The sequence below is a fragment of the Clostridium sp. CS1-1 genome (genome assembly GCF_056135525.1).
The window spans coordinates 5,002,000-5,020,907 of the sequence record NZ_CM148680.1 but is presented as its reverse complement, the minus strand read 5'-3'; the positions used below and the strand labels follow the sequence as shown (position 1 = coordinate 5,020,907).

Annotated in this window: 9 protein-coding genes, 7 tRNA genes, 3 rRNA genes and 1 other annotated feature; of the genes, 1 reads left to right on the top strand and 18 read right to left on the bottom strand. The window is 34.9% G+C overall.

Annotation, left to right across the window (positions count from 1 at the left end; genetic code table 11):
- Positions 1-5 precede the first annotated feature (5 nt).
- A complete protein-coding gene (locus AC0N0V_RS23870; RefSeq protein WP_474461419.1) occupies positions 6-902 on the top strand; it encodes a phosphatidylserine decarboxylase in 897 nt (298 codons plus the stop codon).
- 496 nt (positions 903-1,398) lie between these two features.
- On the opposite strand, the gene AC0N0V_RS23865 is transcribed toward AC0N0V_RS23870, so the two are convergent.
- The 18 genes from AC0N0V_RS23865 to AC0N0V_RS23780 all read right to left on the bottom strand — a co-directional run bounded on the left by AC0N0V_RS23865 (position 1,399) and on the right by AC0N0V_RS23780 (position 18,554).
- The gene (locus AC0N0V_RS23865) at positions 1,399-3,135 is read right to left on the bottom strand and encodes a hypothetical protein (protein WP_474461418.1); all 1,737 of its coding nucleotides are present in this window, start codon (positions 3,133-3,135) and stop codon (positions 1,399-1,401) included.
- A gap of 646 nt (positions 3,136-3,781) precedes the next feature.
- Positions 3,782-3,858, bottom strand: a tRNA-Arg gene (locus AC0N0V_RS23860).
- 46 nt (positions 3,859-3,904) lie between these two features.
- A tRNA-Ser gene (locus AC0N0V_RS23855) sits at positions 3,905-3,995 on the bottom strand.
- 25 nt (positions 3,996-4,020) lie between these two features.
- A tRNA-Ser gene (locus AC0N0V_RS23850) sits at positions 4,021-4,111 on the bottom strand.
- Positions 4,112-4,491: 380 nt separating this feature from the next.
- A tRNA-Ser gene (locus AC0N0V_RS23845) sits at positions 4,492-4,582 on the bottom strand.
- A 25-nt stretch (positions 4,583-4,607) separates the two neighbouring features.
- Positions 4,608-4,698 (bottom strand) — tRNA-Ser (locus AC0N0V_RS23840).
- A 70-nt stretch (positions 4,699-4,768) separates the two neighbouring features.
- The gene (gene serS / locus AC0N0V_RS23835; RefSeq protein WP_474461417.1) at positions 4,769-6,049 is read right to left on the bottom strand and encodes a serine--tRNA ligase; all 1,281 of its coding nucleotides are present in this window, start codon (positions 6,047-6,049) and stop codon (positions 4,769-4,771) included.
- 55 nt (positions 6,050-6,104) lie between these two features.
- Positions 6,105-6,298 (bottom strand) — a binding site (T-box leader).
- 91 nt (positions 6,299-6,389) lie between these two features.
- The gene (locus AC0N0V_RS23830) at positions 6,390-6,740 is read right to left on the bottom strand and encodes a DUF1667 domain-containing protein (RefSeq protein ID WP_474461416.1); all 351 of its coding nucleotides are present in this window, start codon (positions 6,738-6,740) and stop codon (positions 6,390-6,392) included.
- A gap of 19 nt (positions 6,741-6,759) precedes the next feature.
- The gene (locus AC0N0V_RS23825; RefSeq protein WP_474461414.1) at positions 6,760-8,151 is read right to left on the bottom strand and encodes an FAD-dependent oxidoreductase; all 1,392 of its coding nucleotides are present in this window, start codon (positions 8,149-8,151) and stop codon (positions 6,760-6,762) included.
- Positions 8,152-8,355: 204 nt separating this feature from the next.
- A complete protein-coding gene (locus tag AC0N0V_RS23820; protein ID WP_474461413.1) occupies positions 8,356-11,073 on the bottom strand; it encodes a UPF0182 family protein in 2,718 nt (905 codons plus the stop codon).
- 5 nt (positions 11,074-11,078) lie between these two features.
- On the bottom strand, positions 11,079-12,242 hold the full coding sequence (locus tag AC0N0V_RS23815) for a DUF362 domain-containing protein (RefSeq protein ID WP_474461412.1): 1,164 nt from the start codon (positions 12,240-12,242) through the stop codon (positions 11,079-11,081).
- Between the two features lie 39 nt (positions 12,243-12,281).
- On the bottom strand, positions 12,282-12,797 hold the full coding sequence (locus AC0N0V_RS23810; RefSeq protein WP_474461411.1) for a 3H domain-containing protein: 516 nt from the start codon (positions 12,795-12,797) through the stop codon (positions 12,282-12,284).
- Between the two features lie 120 nt (positions 12,798-12,917).
- Positions 12,918-13,412 (bottom strand): HDIG domain-containing metalloprotein, encoded by a 495-nt coding sequence (locus tag AC0N0V_RS23805; RefSeq protein WP_474461410.1) that lies wholly within the window; start codon positions 13,410-13,412, stop codon positions 12,918-12,920.
- Positions 13,413-13,544: 132 nt separating this feature from the next.
- Positions 13,545-13,621: transfer RNA gene (locus tag AC0N0V_RS23800), tRNA-Ile, on the bottom strand.
- Between the two features lie 6 nt (positions 13,622-13,627).
- A 5S ribosomal RNA gene (rrf, locus tag AC0N0V_RS23795) occupies positions 13,628-13,744 on the bottom strand.
- 85 nt (positions 13,745-13,829) lie between these two features.
- Positions 13,830-16,733 (bottom strand): 23S ribosomal RNA (locus AC0N0V_RS23790).
- A gap of 106 nt (positions 16,734-16,839) precedes the next feature.
- A tRNA-Ala gene (locus AC0N0V_RS23785) sits at positions 16,840-16,915 on the bottom strand.
- Positions 16,916-17,047: 132 nt separating this feature from the next.
- Positions 17,048-18,554 (bottom strand): 16S ribosomal RNA (locus AC0N0V_RS23780).
- Together the 16S, 23S and 5S rRNA genes with 2 tRNA genes alongside form the textbook arrangement of a ribosomal RNA operon.
- Between the last annotated feature and the right edge of the window lie 354 nt (positions 18,555-18,908).

Below are 18,908 nucleotides of genomic sequence, written 5' to 3'. Positions count from 1 at the left end.
TATAAATGATTAAATTCTACAATAGGAAAACTAAAAACTATGAAATAGAACATGTAGCCGGTGATAAATACCTTCAGTGGACTTATTCCTCACCAATTGGAATGAAATTTTTAGATTTATTAATTAAGAAAAAACTCTTTTCTAAAATATATGGATCATACTGTGATAGTAAAAGAAGTAAAAATAAAATCTACTCCTTTGTAAAAAGTTTCGATATAGATATGTTACACAGTGAAAAAAGCTTAGATGAATTTAAATCCTTTAACGATTTTTTTACAAGAAAATTAAAAGCAGAAGGAAGGCCTATCAATACTATATTAGATTCTTTAATTTCCCCTGGTGATGGTAGACTTTTAGCTTATGAAAATATAGATTTAAATAAATTAGTTCAAGTAAAAGGATATACATACAGCCTTAATAATCTTATAAACAACCAAGAATTAGCCTCAAAGTTCTCCCAAGGCATTTGCCTAATCCTTAGACTATGCCCAACCGACTACCATAGATTCCACTTTGTAGATAATGGAGTATGTGAAGATACAGTAAAGATTAAAGGTGAGTATTATTCTGTAAATCCAGTAGCACTAGAAAGAGTTCCTGAACTGTTTTGTAAAAATAAAAGAGAATGGAGTTTATTTCATTCAGAGAATTTCGGTGATATTTTGCATATAGAGGTAGGTGCTACTTGCGTAGGAACAATAATTCAAACATATACCCCTGGGAAAAGAGTAAAAAAGGGTGATGAAAAAGGATATTTTAAATTTGGAGGATCTACAACCATATTATTTATTGAAAAAGATAGAGTTAAAATTGATGAGGACATACTTGAGCAAACAAGGTCAGGTTACGAAACAATGATATTAATGGGCGAAGAAATAGGTAAAAAGCCAAAATATGATTAAAAAATCCTGAACTATTAGTTTTATAATTAAATAAGTGATAATTTAATATATTTATGGTAAAAAAACAAACCTCATCAAAATAACTGATGAGGTTTGTTTTTTTAAGGGGATTACTAAAAAATGAATACTTTTAACAATTATTGGGGTTTTAGGTTTTTAACTTAACACCTATTTTTATTATTACCAGATTAGCATATCTTATTCACTATATCTTTATTAAAATTAAATTAATTTATAAGTTTTATACTTTCGTTTTCCTAAAAATAATGGTATTTACTTAGTTATAAAATAAAAGAACTAGAAGCTATAAAATTTCTAGTTCCTTTGGTGTGACGGAGAGGATTTGAACCCTCGTTGGTAGTTAGACTACATAGGCTTCTTTCAACTTATCGGCTCAGCATACATGCTGGACGTATCAAAAACTAGGAATCTATAATCCCTAGTTTTTTAACTTATAATTTATTTCTCTAATTCTGCAATATAGAATTAAATTTATTTATACATAATTTTTTAATTCTTCTTCACTTAAAGTATCTATGTTGTCAATATAATAAGGATAATCCTTCAAAATTGTTTCAACAGTCATTTCTAATTTGCTCTTATCTTCTTTGGAATTAGCTACATAGATATATTCTTTTCCATCTTCTCTTAACAAGAATTTATCTTCTCTAATTCTTAATAAGCCAGTATTCCTTGAATCCTTATATTCTTCAAAATCTCTATAAACAGTTGTTTTCTTAAAATATGGAAAGCCGCCTCTTGGACAGAACATATGACAGTTACCACATTCGTTACATATATTTTCAACGTGAGCTATCTGGTAATTAGCTATAAGTCCTTCAACAGCAACTTTCATATTTGCTCTATTTGGACATACGTCGACACAGATTCCACAGCTCTTTAAGCAGTCAAAAGTTTCTAGCTTGTCTTCTAAAACTTTTCCATTACCTTTATTTTTATAGTTAGTATCGCTTTTTGATCTATCAGCTAATACATTTAAAGCTTCGAGGTCTAATCTCTTAGGAGCTTGTCCTGCTTTTTTTAGTTTATTTAATACAGCATTGTTATTTGTATATCCCTTTGGTTGTAGGAACAATGTTGATATAGTAATAGGAGCGATTCCAGCATTAAATACATCTAATACATTATTTTTATCAATTCCACCTGACATAGATATAGTTATATCATTAAACTCACTTGCAATTTTTTTAGCTACATTTATTGCTATTGGATATAATGGTTTTCCAGACATGTACATAGCTTCGCCTGGCATAACATTTCTAGTGTTAACTACAGGTAGTGTATTTGTTAACTTAACTCCGAATCTTACATTGTTTTCCTTAGCTGTTTCCAATAGCTTAGCTATTATTTCCTTAGCCATATCAAATTGTAAATCATGATCGAAATCTTCTCTCTTTAATTCTATGTCATTGTAACCTAGGTTGTCTAAGATCTCTCTTACAGCATTATATCCTAATAATGTAGAATTACACTTTAATAATATGTTTATCTTTTTGTTTGATATTAAATGAGATGCTATATTTAAAATTTCACTTGCTTTACATCCATGCATTGTTGAAAGTGTAACTATATTTGTAATCTTTGAAGTAATCTTATCTATATCTTCTAATTTAAATCTTCTAAACTTACCTATATTTTTCTTTAATACTTCTGTGCACTCTTTAAATGCTTCAGTGTTCTTTGCATCTTTAAGGTCATCAATAAAGTCAGAAATTTTCTTTGACTGAATTCCCTTAAGATCATACCCTACACTTATATTAAGTATAAAATCCTTTACATCTGATAGACCAAGCTCAATACCCATAACTTGCATTAATATCGAAGCTTTTATATATTCTTCCTTTGCTTCTTCAACTGTTAATTCTGTAGACCATTCTACATTATATCCTACATTTTTAACATCGATACATGGTCTTGCTATCATTTCTTGCATTTGTTTTCCATCTACTACTTGAACAGTTTTAGGTTCAAAATATCTACAACCTGTTAGGTAAGCTGCTAAGAAGTTTTGAGTTAATTGTGTATGTGGGCCAGCTGCAGGACCTACTGGGTATCTTAAATACTCTCCACAAAACTCCATTTCTATACTGTTATCAATATCCTTAGAAAAATCCTTTTCCTCTACCTCAAATATTTTTCCCTTTGTATAATAATCTTGAAGAGCTAGCTCAAGAATTTTTTCAAAAGACATTGTTTTCATTACTTCACTCATGGTTGTTCCACCTTTCTTCAAATAAACTTTATATAAATTAATATTTCTATAAATTTTTATTATGTATAAATTGTATAGCAATTTTCATACCAAAAAAGATAGTTAATAATGTTCTTTTGGTATGAAAATGTAAATTATTGCGTTTCCTATAGCCATTTACTATTTTCATTTTCTATATACTTTATAAAAAACCTATAAAAATATTAAAATATTAATGTTTATCGAAGCTTGTTTTGACGTAACAAAATACCAAATTGATAATTTATTATCAATTTGATAATAAATTATCAATTTAGTAATAAAAATTATCATTTTGATAATAAAATCAGAGAAAATTAACTTTATCTTATACTTTTAAAATAAAAATATCTAAATATTATCTTTAAAGTGTTCCAAAAGCGGCTAACTGAATCCATAATTTTAATTCAACTATTTTTTGATGCAAACTATTTCAATTATATAGAGATCAAACAATATGCTACAGATAAAACAATACGTTATTAAACAAAAACGTTAATATTGCTAGCATAAGTTCCTGAGAATAATTTTATTATATCTCTGTACCGTTGCTGTATTTCATACAGTTTAGCATTTAATATTTAAAATAAAAAAACCCTAGAAGCCTTGTAACTTCTAGGGTTTACTATGGTGCGACGGAGAGGATTCGAACCCCCGACCAACTGGTTCGTAGCCAGCTACTCTATCCAACTGAGCTACCATCGCATATTCAATAATATAATTAAAAGCACCTAAATTTAAAGTGCTTTCCTGGCGGAGAAAGAGGGATTTGAACCCTCGCGCCGGTTACCCGACCTACGCCCTTAGCAGGGGCGCCTCTTCGGCCACTTGAGTATTTCTCCATGCCCTACTTTATATTAAAATAAATGGCGGAAAGATAGGGATTCGAACCCTAGGTACGATCACTCGTACGCCGGTTTTCAAGACCGGTGCCTTAAACCAACTCGACCATCTTTCCTCATTTGACAACATAAATATAATAACATATACAATGAAAAAAATCAAATACTTTTTTTAAAAATTATTTAATTTGTTATTGTTAGGTACCATATTTTATGAATATTGATATAAACAGATTTTTAGATAAACAGAGTTCTTGGCATCAGATGGAGTTTTAACTCCACCTGATGCTTAGAAATCGTTATCCAGGGACGTAGCCGCTCTAATACTCCCTCTTTGGAGAAGAGGGAGTATTAGAGCGGGTAGTCATCGGATAAATAAGTTATTTATCTAAACTTATTATTTATAATTCAAGTTATTAAAGCATTATTGCTATTAACTATCTTATAAATCTATAACTTTTTAAAAAAGAAAAACACCTATAAATAGGTGTTTTTCTGGCGGAGAAAGAGGGATTTGAACCCTCGCGCCGGTTACCCGACCTACGCCCTTAGCAGGGGCGCCTCTTCGGCCACTTGAGTATTTCTCCATGCCCTACTTCATATTAAAATAAATGGCGGAAAGACAGGGATTCGAACCCTGGGTACGATCACTCGTACGCCGGTTTTCAAGACCGGTGCCTTAAACCAACTCGACCATCTTTCCACGCCTGTTGACATGTATTATTATATCAGCACTATATATACATGTCAACACTTATTTTAGATTTTTTTATTTATTTTATAACTTCTCTACCACCCATATATGGTCTTAAAACTTCTGGAATTGCTACACTTCCATCAGCTTGTTGGTAATTTTCTAAAATTGCCGCTACTGTTCTTCCTACAGCAACACCAGATCCATTTAGAGTGTGAACATACTGTGGTTTATCCTTAGAAGTTTCTTTATATTTTATATTAGCACGTCTTGCTTGGAAATCCTCAAAGTTACTACAGCTTGATATCTCAACATATCTATTATAACTTGGCATCCAAACTTCTATATCATATTTTAATGCTGCAGTAAATCCTAAATCACCTTTACATATTCTAACTACTCTATATGGTATTCCAAGCTCTTGTAAAACTTCTTCAGCATCGTTAGTTAGTTTTTCAAGTTCTGCATAAGATTGATCTGGTTTTGTAAACTTAAGAAGTTCTACCTTATTAAATTGATGCTGTCTTATTAATCCTCTAGTATCTCTACCAGCTGAGCCAGCCTCTGCTCTAAAACATCCACTATAAGCTACATGTTTTATTGGTAAATCTTCTCCTTTTAATACCTCGCCTGAATAAAAATTAGTTACAGGAACTTCAGCAGTAGGAATCAAGAAGAAATCGTTATTAGCAACTCTAAATGCATCCTCCTCAAATTTAGGAAGCTGACCTGTTCCTATCATGCTATTTCTGTTAACCATATATGGTGGAAACAATTCTTCATAACCATGCTTTTCTGTGTGAATATCTAAGAAGTATGATATTACCGCTCTTTCAAGTCTAGCACCTAAGCCTCTATAGAATGTGAATCTTGAACCTGCAACTTTTCCTGCTCTTTCAAAATCAAGTATATTAAGACCAGTTCCTACTTCCCAGTGAGCCTTAGGTTCGAAGTCAAACTTAGTAGGCTCTGACCATTTTCTTATTTCTACGTTATCCGCATCTGTCTCTCCATCTGGTACTGCTGGGTTTGGTATATTAGGGATTCTTAACATTATGTACTCTATCTTTTGATCTATTTCTGAAAGTTTTACATCATATTGTTTTATTCTATCTGAAAGCTCTTTCATTTCAGCCATAAGGTCGTCAGCATTTTGTCCTGATTTCTTTAATTTAGCTATTTCAGCTGAATCTGCATTTCTCTTATTCTTTAAGACCTCAACTTCAGTTAAGATTTGTCTTCTATTTTCATCTAATGATAATACTTCATCTATAACTGATATATCAAAATCTTCCCCCCTATTTCCTAAAGCAGTTTTAATTTCATCTGGATTATTTCTTATTCTTTTTAAATCTAGCATAACTTAATTCCTCCTAAAAGTTTTTATATAAAATAAAAAGAGTCTTTCTTCCCTATAAAGGGACGAAAGACTCCGTGTTGCCACCCTAATTAATCAATAAAATTGATTCACTCGAAAATTATAACGGTATCACCGAACTGCAATTAACAGTACCTCAAAGGTGGATTCATAATATTAAAGTATCAGTTCGCACCAACCACTGAATCTCTTAAACTTTCATACTATTACTAGCCTTATCATAGGTTTATTTTTAATTTTTACTTAATTATATATATATTTACTTTTTATGTCAATACCTATTTGTATTTAATTTTTAAATATTAAATAATTTTTTGTTATATTAGTCTACGCTTTTTGTGCAAATTATATCCGCTCCTGTATTAAGAACATTTTTACAAACTATATCTCCAGCTTTTATTGGTGATCCCACATATAATCTACTTAATGCTTTTGAACACTCCACCCATAATTTTTTATCTAATGGCTTATTACTTTTTACAGGAACTACATTATGTTTTGCTCCTTTTATTCTTACTAATGTTGTAAATATTCCCTGGTCATTTATTTTCATATCATCATATTTTATTCCATCATTGCATAAATGACCATAAAACTCTAACTGATCATCACCATCATTGACGGATAACACACATTGTTTATCACACTTATTGCAAATAATATGTCTAATCAACTTTAAATTCCTCCGATAGTTACATTTCATCAAATTCTTTAATTCTTGATACCATTATTTTTGAGTTTTTGGAGTCTTTAACTATTTCAGTTAGCTTTTTATCTGTCTCTCTAGCTAAAATAGTTACAACCTTATGTAAACATTGTGCTCCATTACAGCTACCAAAAGCTACACCAGTTCTTCTTTTTAAACCTTCTAGAGTTCTTGCACCTAAGGGTCTTCGTATAGCATCTACAATTTCTCCCTCAGTTACTTTCTGGCAATAACATATTATCTTTCCGTATTTTCTATCCATTTTAATTATACTATTTCTTTCTTCATTTGATAAATCTCTAAATTTATAACTTTCTCTTCGTTTATCTACAAAATCCTTTTTTAATACACAATTTAAGTTATTTACTATTGTCTCACATACAATTTTTCCAATTGCTGGAGTCATTGTGACCTGTCCATAATGCTTTCCTGTAACTTTAATATATCCTTTATCAATAAGACTATCATCTATGATTAAAGTATCATTATAAAATGGCGATTCGTAAAATGTATTTAATTCATCTTCATTTACCATTCCTATAAAACTTCGTATCTTTTTTAGACATTCATCGTAACTAATATTTTCATCAGTTTTTATTGCTACTATAGATCCTCCTTGTAATGTAGAAACAGCATATATTTTTTCGCCTTTTCTATCTAATGTGGATATAATATTTTTAAAATTACCTTTAAAATTTTTTTCCAATAAAAAATACTTTAGATAACTTCTATTTTTACTTATTTTATTCGATTTATCAATACTATAATTTTCCCCTGGAGTTGTGTTTAAAACCATATTACAAGTGAATTTATTCTTATTTGTTATTACCCTAAAACCTCTAGATATTTTTTGAATATCCATAACCTCTTCTTCTAATTTAAAATTCACTCCATTATCGAACGCTATTTCCCCATATGCAATTGCAAGATCATAAGGAGATATAACTCCTGTATTTTTAGATAATATTACTTTCTTTACACTTATATTTAAGTTGGGTTCCATCTCATATACCTGTTTACTCTCTAATAAATGTACATTATTTATACCTGCATTTAGTGCCTTGTTATACATATAAAGTAGCTTTTCTTCACTTTTATTATCTTCTGCAATAATTAAAGAACTACATTTTTTAAAGGCCACGCTGAACTTATCAGCATACTCCTCAATTAGCCTATTCCCCATAATTTCTAATTTCGATACTAAAGTATCTTCACACTCAGTTCCATCATAAACTATGGCGGAGTTTACCAAAGCAACATCATCAGCTATATCATAATCTTTTTCGATTAGCGCTATATTTAAACTATATTTTGAAAGCTCGTAGGCAACTGCACATCCTATTATTCCTCCTCCTAATATAAGTACATCATAATCCATATCCAAACCTTCCTTTCAAGACCTATATTAGTTATTGTATCATAAATAACTTATTAAACTTAAAATACAGGCAAAAGTATAAAGCTACAAATTAATGTTTTGCCATCGGAATATATCCCCAGGTAAATATGATACTGGTATTATCCGCATATAACTTTTACTTTAAACCTGTATCTTAAATCTAAGATTTTCATTTAAAAATTATTACTTACTTAATTGATCTATAATGTCACCAAGATTTTTTATATATTCACCATACTTACCCCAATCTCCATTTTTTTGTGCATCTATCGCCTTATCATAAAGTTCTCTTGCTTGTTTAAGTTTATCTGCTTTTTCCGAGTCATTGATTATAGAAGGTTCATTTGTACCTTTATCAGTATCTTTATTATCAGCCTTGTAATTAAACACTTGTTCAAGAGCACTTTCAATACTTTCAGCTAAAATTATCTTTTCACCATATGAAACTACTACTCTTTTCATTTCAGGTATACTATTCTTACCACTGGATCTCAAATATAATGGCTCTATATATAGTAGTGAATTATTTATAGGAACAATCATAGTATCACCAAATTGAACTTGTGAGCTACCCTTATTCCACAATGATAACTCTTTAGATATAGTAGTATCCTGGTTTAACTTTTGTTTAAAGAGATAAGGGCTATAAATTGTTTTTTGAGGTGGAAACTTATATAATACCATTTTTCCGTAGTTATTCCCATCCATCCTAGCTCCAAATAAAGCAACCATATTGTCCTTATTTCTCATATTAAAATACTGCAATAAAATCATTTCTTCACTTTTTTCGCCTGGAAGTCTCATAACTACATAAGGAGATTCTGTGGAATCCTTTTCTCCGTCAACTTGTTTTTGATTTTTTGCTACTTCCCATAAGTCTTCTCCGTTATAAAATACTCCCGGATCTGTTACATGATACTTTCCAAGAATACTGCATTGAACATTGAATATGTCTTCAGGATACTTAAAATGCTGCTTTATATTATCAGATAAGTCTTTTGGATCTTTAAATAGCCCAGGAAATATTCTTGAATAGCTAAGAACTATAGGATCATTTTTATCAAACATATAAAAATTTGTTTCTCCATTTACTGCATCTATAACAACTTTTACAGAGTTTCTTATATAGTTTATATTATCTTGAGGTTGTGAGAATGGATACTTATCTGAAACAGTATAAGCATCTAAAATCCAGTAAAGCTTCCCGTTGTTAATAACTATATATGGATCAGAGTCATAGCTTAAAAATGGTGCTATTTTTTTTGCCCTATCAACTATATTCCTGTTTATAAGTATTTTACTTTCACTTGTTATATCTCTAGATAGAAGAAAATTTATATCTTTCTGATTTGCAGCAAATAAAAGCTTATTTATAAAATTCATCTTTATGCCTGCCGCACCATCATATTTATTAGTTTGATTATCCTCCCCTTTAGGGTAGTCAAATTCACTTATTTTAGTGTTTACTATAGCATAGTTATCTGTTTTTTCACCAAAATATATTCTTGGGTTATCTAATTTTGCATTAGTTCCATTAACAGGAGGTATATCCTTTATAACGAAGTCTGGTTGCCCCTCTGAAGTTACAGAATTAACCTTACTCATTACTGTTCCGTATCCATGAGTGTATATTAAGTGTCTATTTTGCCATGTATTTGGATCTATAGCCTGACCATTAATTTCCCTTGCCGCTATAAAAACTTGATTATATTTACCATTTAAATTGTACCTATCTACATCTATATCATTAAATCCATAATAATATCTTATAATTTGAACTTGATTATAAAACTCAAGAGCTGGCTTATATGAATTTATTCTTATGTTATCTATAGTATCCTTATTATTTTCTATATCTTCCTTTGTTAAATTATCCTTCACTTCAAAAGGACTTGCACTTATATGCTCAATATCAAATGCCTTTCTTGTATAATCAATATTATATTTTATATAGGGTTGTTCTAATGTTTTTTCATTTGATTTTACGATAAGTCTCTGAACTCCTGCTGATACTACGCCTTCACTTATAATTAGTACTACTATTATGCCTATAGATATAACTATTGGCTTTACTCTTGATGTAAGCACACTAGTAAAAATAATAATTGCAGCAATTAATGAAACCACAATAATAATCTTATAGAAAATTAAGCTTACATGTACATCTGTATAACTAGCACCAAATGCAACCCCTCTTAGACTATATACTAATCCTAACGCTTTTAGTAAGTAACCCATAGAAACACAAATCATTATAAGGGCAGAAACAACAGCCAATTGTTTCCCTGCAAACCTTGTAATCCCACTATTCAAAATAGTAACATTTGAGAACCCTTTTCTTACATTCCTACCCGAAAGTATCCTATCCTTAGCACTTAATAAAAAATATGTTACAAAGGTAATTAGCACTAAGAAAAATAATAGAGTTATCATAGCACTATATATAGACTGTATAAGTGGGAGCTTAAAAATATAAAAGGATACATCTAAATTAAAGATTGGATCTTTAATATTAAAAGGTATTGAATTATTAAATTGTAAAATTCTATACCAATAAGTTACTGAAAATATATAAGATATTATAAAAGATACAAATGTATTAAATATAAAGAATATCTTTTTCTCAATACCACTTTTGGTATTAGTTACTTCTACAACCTTTCTAAACTTAATGATACTTAACCTTAGACTTTTATAATATACCCATATTCCAATAAAACTTATTAAAAATATGGGTATCATAAGCTTAAGTATAGCTATAAGTTTAGTAAAGTATATAGATAGGTATCCAACCTCCTTATACCATTCTACATTCACTATAAAGCTAACAATTCTATCTAAGAATGCCAAACCTATCAATATAATGAATATAGTCATACCGATAATAGCTCTTTTTCTCATTTATATCACCTCTTATTCATTTTTAATATTTTGCTTATTAAAGAATACTTAAGTTCTATTGCTCCACATGGACATAATTCCTGACAACAAAAACATCTTATGCATTGCTTCATGTCCCATAATGGAATGATTTTTCCATTTTTCTCAGTCATTTTTATTACTTTTTTTCTTTCCGGACAAACTTCATCACATCTTCCGCAACCTACACATTTTTCCTCGATAAGTGATGGATCTGGTGCTATTAGATCTCTTAGAAAATTAGTTACTACAGGATTTATAAAATGAAAGTTTCCCGCCTTTCTACAAAGCTCAAAATCATTAACCTTCATATCTTCTAACTTTTCACCTAATACTTGTATTTCTTCCGGCAAAACTTGGCCCCACTTATTGTCATAAGCTTCTTTTAATAGGGGTATGTCCAATGGGTTATCGTAGCCTATTAATCTAACCGCTGTTGAGTCAACTGCAGTTACACTCTCTCCCATAATTATCGTATTCATCTTTTTAGGAGTTCCATTCTTTGGTCCATTACCCTCCATAGCAATAACTCCATCTAATATTGCAAAGTTTGTGTTAACTAATGTATTTAGGTCTAGAAGCATCTTACAAAAATTATTTGCATCTGGCATTCTAGTGTGCCATGTTGCCTTTAACGTACCAGGTATGCATCCAAATTGATTTTTTATAGCTCCTGTGTAATAAGCCATTGCATGGGTTTTAAGTTTGGGAAGGGTTATAAGTATGTCTGATTCATATGGTGCCCTTGCTACAGTCCAAGATCTACATAAAATAGAATCATCAAGTTTTACATTAAGAGATTCTTTGAAATCTTCAAATTTAACATTATATTTTTGAGCAACTTTTAAAAGTCCAGACTTTTCGGCAGCTTTTTTTGAATCACCGAACCCTGGGGAGTCCCCAAAAGATATATTACTAGTGTAATCACTTATAATTCTTATAACAGCTTCAAATACATTAAAATTTGTCACTACAGGAGATTCTGGTACTTCTATTGATAGCATATTAGGTTTTAATAGAACCTTACTATTGTATGGTATTAAATTCCTTAAGAATTCATCTCCACCTAACAATTGAAATCCATCTCTTAATCTTTCTTCAATAAGTTTTACATCGTACTCTTCACACCTTAAAAGTGCAACCTTGTCCATATTTTATCTCCATTTCCTTTAATTACTTTTATCTTGATTTTAATCTGATACTAAGTATTTTTTTATTTTTAGTTCCCTAATTATATTCTCCATAGAATCATAATCCTCCGCTAATATTGTGTGAAGATGTATTCCACCAGTTAATATTAGAAGAGGTTCTGCCTTATAGTCATTGATCTTATGTATAAAATTTTCTATATCATATAGAGTTTTAATCATGAGCATTCCTTTTATCTCACCATATACTGTATGTTCTATTATTACATCTTCTATGATTCCTCCATACTTTACTATAGTCTTTAATTCATCTTCTATTTCTTCAGGCTTGTGAGAAAAAGCTATTACTTTCTTTATCATATCTCTTTCATCCTTAGGTATTAAATACCCTTCTGGAGTTGCTATAATCTTTTTACCTTCAGCTCTCAAAATAGCAATATCCTTCACTATTATCTGTCTTGTAACACCTAGTTCTTCTGCTAAAAGATGACCTTTCTGAGGCATATCACTATTTTTTAATACATTATCAATATACATTCTTCTTTCTTTTGAATTCATATTAACCTCCAGTAGTTTAAAATAATAAATTTTAATTTTCAAATAAAAGTAAATTTATATCTATATATTACCATTATCTTAAATTAAATTAAATCACTTTATAGTTATTAATACAATTTATTAATTTCTATTATCACACATCCTTAATATTTCTAATTCTATATTCCCCTTTAATTTATCATTATGATGATTTTCAATTAAATATAGCAACTTTTCTTCGTAATTATACTTGGCAAGTATATTTTTACCTATTTGGGCATGATTATAGTAAACATTAACTTTCTTTATATTAGATAATTTTTTTAGATTTCCTCCTGTTACACTATTAAACATAACTAAAATAGATTTATCTATTACACTTAACTTCTTATAACTTTTACCTATATCATGTAATAATGCAGCTTTTAAAAGTAATTTAGAGTCAATTTGCTTACTTTTACAGACATTCTCTACATCATATGCCACTTTGATAGAGTGTTTTTGTTCTTGTACAGATAACTCATAAAACAGATTTAACTCTTGTTCATTTAAATGAGTATGTAAGAACTCTAAATCCTCTTTATCTATTTTGCAATTTATTGCCCAATAAAACTGCCTTACTCTATATACATTCATTTATATTCACTCCCTGATTTATATGTAGATAACTATCACCATTAAGTATATTCTAAACTATTCAAATTATAGAATGTATTAATAATTTGTAAATAAAAAAGACATCTGTAACTTTATATTACAGATGTCTCTTGGTGGACCTTCAGGGACTCGAACCCCGGACCAACCGGTTATGAGCCGGTTGCTCTAACCAACTGAGCTAAAGATCCATGTTAACCTAGCAGCGACCTACTCTTCCACACAGTCTCCCGTGCAGTACCATCGGCACTGTGAAGCTTAACCATCGTGTTCGGAATGGGAACGGGTGTAGCCTTCACGTCATAACCACTAGATAACTAGGCATTCCAAATTTTTGATTTGGTATGTTCAGTTATGCATAGCTTTGAGATGTTCTCTCAAAATTGCACAGTGATGTTTTAGGTCAAGCCCTCGACCTATTAGTATCAGTCAGCTGAACATGTTACCATGCTTACACCTCTGACCTATCAACCTTGTGTTCTTCAAGGGGTCTTACTAGCTTACGCTATGGGAAATCTTATCTTGAGGTGGGCTTCACGCTTAGATGCTTTCAGCGTTTATCCCGTCCCGACATAGCTACCCAGCTGTGCTCCTGGCGGAACAACTGGTGCACCAGAGGTCAGTCCATCCCGGTCCTCTCGTACTAAGGACAGCTCCTCTCAAATTTCCTACGCCCGCGACGGATAGGGACCGAACTGTCTCACGACGTTCTGAACCCAGCTCGCGTGCCGCTTTAATGGGCGAACAGCCCAACCCTTGGGACCTACTTCAGCCCCAGGATGCGACGAGCCGACATCGAGGTGCCAAACCTCCCCGTCGATGTGGACTCTTGGGGGAGATCAGCCTGTTATCCCCGAGGTAGCTTTTATCCGTTGAGCGATGGCCCTCCCACGAGGTACCACCGGATCACTAAGCCCGACTTTCGTCCCTGCTCCACTTGTTTGTGTCGCAGTCAGGCTCCCTTCTGCCTTTGCACTCTACGAACGATTTCCAACCGTTCTGAGGGAACCTTTGGGCGCCTCCGTTACTTTTTAGGAGGCGACCGCCCCAGTCAAACTGCCCACCTAACAATGTCCCGTGACCAGATTCATGGCCGCCGGTTAGAATCCCAGTACTGTCAGGGTGGTATCCCAAGGACGACTCCACAAAGGCTGACGCCTCTGCTTCGCAGTCTCCCACCTATCCTGTACAGACAATACCGAGACTCAATGCTAAGCTGCAGTAAAGCTCTACGGGGTCTTTCCGTCCAATCGCGGGTAGCGAGCATCTTCACTCGCAATACAATTTCGCCGGATTTGTTGTCGAGACAGTGCCCAAGTCATTACGCCATTCGTGCGGGTCGGAACTTACCCGACAAGGAATTTCGCTACCTTAGGACCGTTATAGTTACGGCCGCCGTTTACTGGGGCTTAAGTTCACACCTTCGCTTGCGCTAAGTGTTCCCCTTAACCTTCCAGCACCGGGCAGGCGTCAGCCCCTATACATCAGCTTTCGCTTTAGCAGAGACCTGTGTTTTTGCTAAACAGTTGCTTGGGCCTATTCTCTGCGACCACCTTGCGGTGGCACCCCTTCTCCCGAAGTTACGGGGTCAATTTGCCGAGTTCCTTGACAACAATTCTTCCGCTGGTCTTAGGATTCTCTCCTCACCTACCTGTGTCGGTTTGCGGTACGGGCACCAGTTCACTCCATAGAGACTTTTCTTGGCAGCGTGGAATCAGATACTTCGCCCAAAAGGGCTCCCCGTAACACCTCAGCATTAACTAGACGGATTTGCCTATCTAGTCTGCCTAAGTGCTTAGACGCACATCCAATAGTGCGCACATCTTATCCTCCTGCGTCATCCCATTTGTAATAACGCAAACTGGTGGTATCGGAATATCAACCGATTGTCCATCACCTACGCCTTTCGGCCTCGGCTTAGGTCCCGACTAACCCTGAGCGGACGAGCCTTCCTCAGGAAACCTTAGGTTTTCGACCAATAAGATTCTCACTTATTTCTCGCTACTTATGCCAGCATACTCACTCCTGTACAGTCCACCGCTCCTTACGGTACGACTTCAACCCATACAGGAAGCTCCTCTACCACTGATACTTACGTATCAATCCATAGCTTCGGTGGTAAGTTTTAGCCCCGAACATCTTCGGCGCAGGATCTCTCGACTAGTGAGCTATTACGCACTCTTTAAATGAGTGGCTGCTTCTAAGCCAACATCCTAGTTGTCTTAGAAATCCCACATCCTTTTCCACTTAACTTACACTTTGGGACCTTAGCTGATGGTCTGGGCTGTTTCCCTTTTGACCACGGATCTTATCATTCGTAGTCTGACTGCTTTGATTCAAGTATATGGCATTCGGAGTTTGATAGGGTTCAGTAACTGTTGTCAGCCCCTAGCCCATTCAGTGCTCTACCTCCACTACTCATTCAAAACGCTAGCCCTAAAGCTATTTCGAGGAGAACCAGCTATCTCCGAGTTCGATTGGAATTTCTCCGCTATCCACAGCTCATCCCATGGTTTTTCAACACCAATGTGGTTCGGTCCTCCACGGAATTTTACTTCCGCTTCAACCTGTCCATGGATAGGTCACCCGGTTTCGGGTCTACGACATGCAACTTTTTGCCCTATTCAGACTCGGTTTCCCTTCGGCTACGTATCTTAAATACTTAACCTTGCTACACATCGTAACTCGCTGGCTCGTTCTACAAAAAGCACGTCGTCGCAGGTAAAACTGCTTCGACTGATTGTGGACACACGGTTTCAGGTTCTATTTCACTCCCCTTCCGGGGTTCTTTTCACCTTTCCCTCACGGTACTGCTTCACTATCGGTCACCAGTTAGTATTTAGCCTTGGGAGGTGGTCCTCCCTGCTTCCCACAAGGTTTCACGTGTCTCGTGGTACTCTGGATCAGATCTGACTGTTATTCTTTTTACCTACAGGGCTGTTACCTTCTATGGCGGAGCCTTCCAGCTCTCTTCAATTAAGAAATCACAGTATTTAATGATCTGTCCGCAACCCCAGGAACAAGTTCCTGGTTTGGGCTCTTTCCCTTTCGCTCGCCGCTACTTAGGAAATCGATTTTTCTTTCTCTTCCTCCGGGTACTTAGATGTTTCAGTTCCCCGGGTCTACCTCTATAAACCTATGAATTCAGTTTACAGTACATAGCGTTAGCTATGTGGGTTGCCCCATTCGGAAATCTCCGGATCGCAGGCTATTTGCGCCTACCCGAAGCTTATCGCAGCTTATCGCGTCCTTCATCGGCTACTGGTGCCAAGGCATTCACCATGCGCCCTTTGTAGCTTGACCTTAAATCATAATTCTACAAAGGTATATATACCTTTAGCTTTACTTTGTTTATGTTAAATAATTTTCATTATTCAACGCTTATCACTGTGCAATTTTCAAAGAACAATGGTGGAGATAAAGGGATTCGAACCCTTGACCCCCTGCGTGCAAGGCAGGTGCTCTCCCAACTGAGCTATACCCCCATATATTTCTGGGAATTATTCTACCATATACATACTTAAATGTTAATAGTTTTAATCCCTCAAAATTAAACAGAGTGTAAACCAGAATTCCAATGTAACTAAAAACCTAAGCTTCTAGTTGTTATTCCTTAGAAAGGAGGTGATCCAGCCGCAGGTTCTCCTACGGCTACCTTGTTACGACTTCACCCCAATCACTGACCCCACCTTCGGCCGCTGGCTCCTTACGGTTACCTCACGGACTTCGGGTGTTGCCAGCTCTCATGGTGTGACGGGCGGTGTGTACAAGGCCCGGGAACGTATTCACCGCGACATTCTGATTCGCGATTACTAGCAACTCCAGCTTCATGTAGGCGAGTTTCAGCCTACAATCCGAACTGGGATGAGTTTTTTAGTTTGGCTCCCCCTCGCGGGTTTGCATCTAATTGTACTCACCATTGTAGCACGTGTGTAGCCCTGGACATAAGGGGCATGATGATTTGACGTCATCCCCACCTTCCTCCCGGTTAACCCGGGCAGTCTCACTAGAGTGCTCAACTTAATGGTAGCAACTAATGATAAGGGTTGCGCTCGTTGCAGGACTTAACCTAACATCTCACGACACGAGCTGACGACAACCATGCACCACCTGTCTCCCTGCCCCGAAGGGCTTCCTCCATTACGAGTAATTCAGGGGATGTCAAGTCCAGGTAAGGTTCTTCGCGTTGCTTCGAATTAAACCACATGCTCCGCTGCTTGTGCGGGCCCCCGTCAATTCCTTTGAGTTTTAATCTTGCGATCGTACTTCCCAGGCGGAGTACTTATTGTGTTAACTGCGGCACAGAGGGTTGGACCCCCCTACACCTAGTACTCATCGTTTACGGCGTGGACTACCAGGGTATCTAATCCTGTTTGCTACCCACGCTTTCATGCCTCAGCGTCAGTTATGGTCCAGAGAATCGCCTTCGCCACTGGTGTTCTTCCTAATCTCTACGCATTTCACCGCTACACTAGGAATTCCATTCTCCTCTCCCACACTCTAGATATCCAGTTTGAAATGCAGCTCCCAAGTTAAGCCCGGGAATTTCACATCTCACTTAAATATCCGCCTACGCATCCTTTACGCCCAGTAAATCCGGACAACGCTTGCCACCTACGTATTACCGCGGCTGCTGGCACGTAGTTAGCCGTGGCTTCCTCCTTGGGTACCGTCATTATCGTCCCCAAAGACAGAGCTTTACAACCCGAAGGCCTTCATCACTCACGCGGCGTTGCTGCATCAGGCTTTCGCCCATTGTGCAATATTCCCCACTGCTGCCTCCCGTAGGAGTCTGGACCGTATCTCAGTTCCAATGTGGCCGATCACCCTCTCAGGTCGGCTACGCATCGTCGCCTTGGTGAGCCTTTACCTCACCAACTAGCTAATGCGCCGCGGGTCCATCTCAAAGCGGATTACTCCTTTAATTAGTCCTTCATGCGAAAAACTAATGTTATGCGGTATTAATCTCCCTTTCGGGAGGCTATCCCCCTCTTTGAGGCAGGTTACCCACGTGTTACTCACCCGTCCGCCGCTAATCCACCCCGAAGGGTTTCATCGCTCGACTTGCATGTGTTAGGCACGCCGCCAGCGTTCGTCCTGAGCCAGGATCAAACTCTCAATTTAAAAGTTTGCTTGCTCATTACTGTTTTGTTACTTTAAAAGTAACTCAAAGAATTGCTGGTTTATTTAAAAACAAGTTTTAACTTATCTTTTACTCTGTTTAATTTTCAAGGATCAAAAATTTGTTCTTATACTATCATATAAATTTATTTTTGTAAATATATTATTATTAATACTTACATTGAAACAAATTCATAAGACTTTCATATTTTAACATCCTAATTAATCTTTGTCAACATTTTTTTCTTGTATTTAAACAAGTTTATGTCAGATTTCTTAAGGACAAGTCATATTTTATCAAATATAAATAATTATATAATAATACTATCATTGATTACTGGCATTTACATATAATTA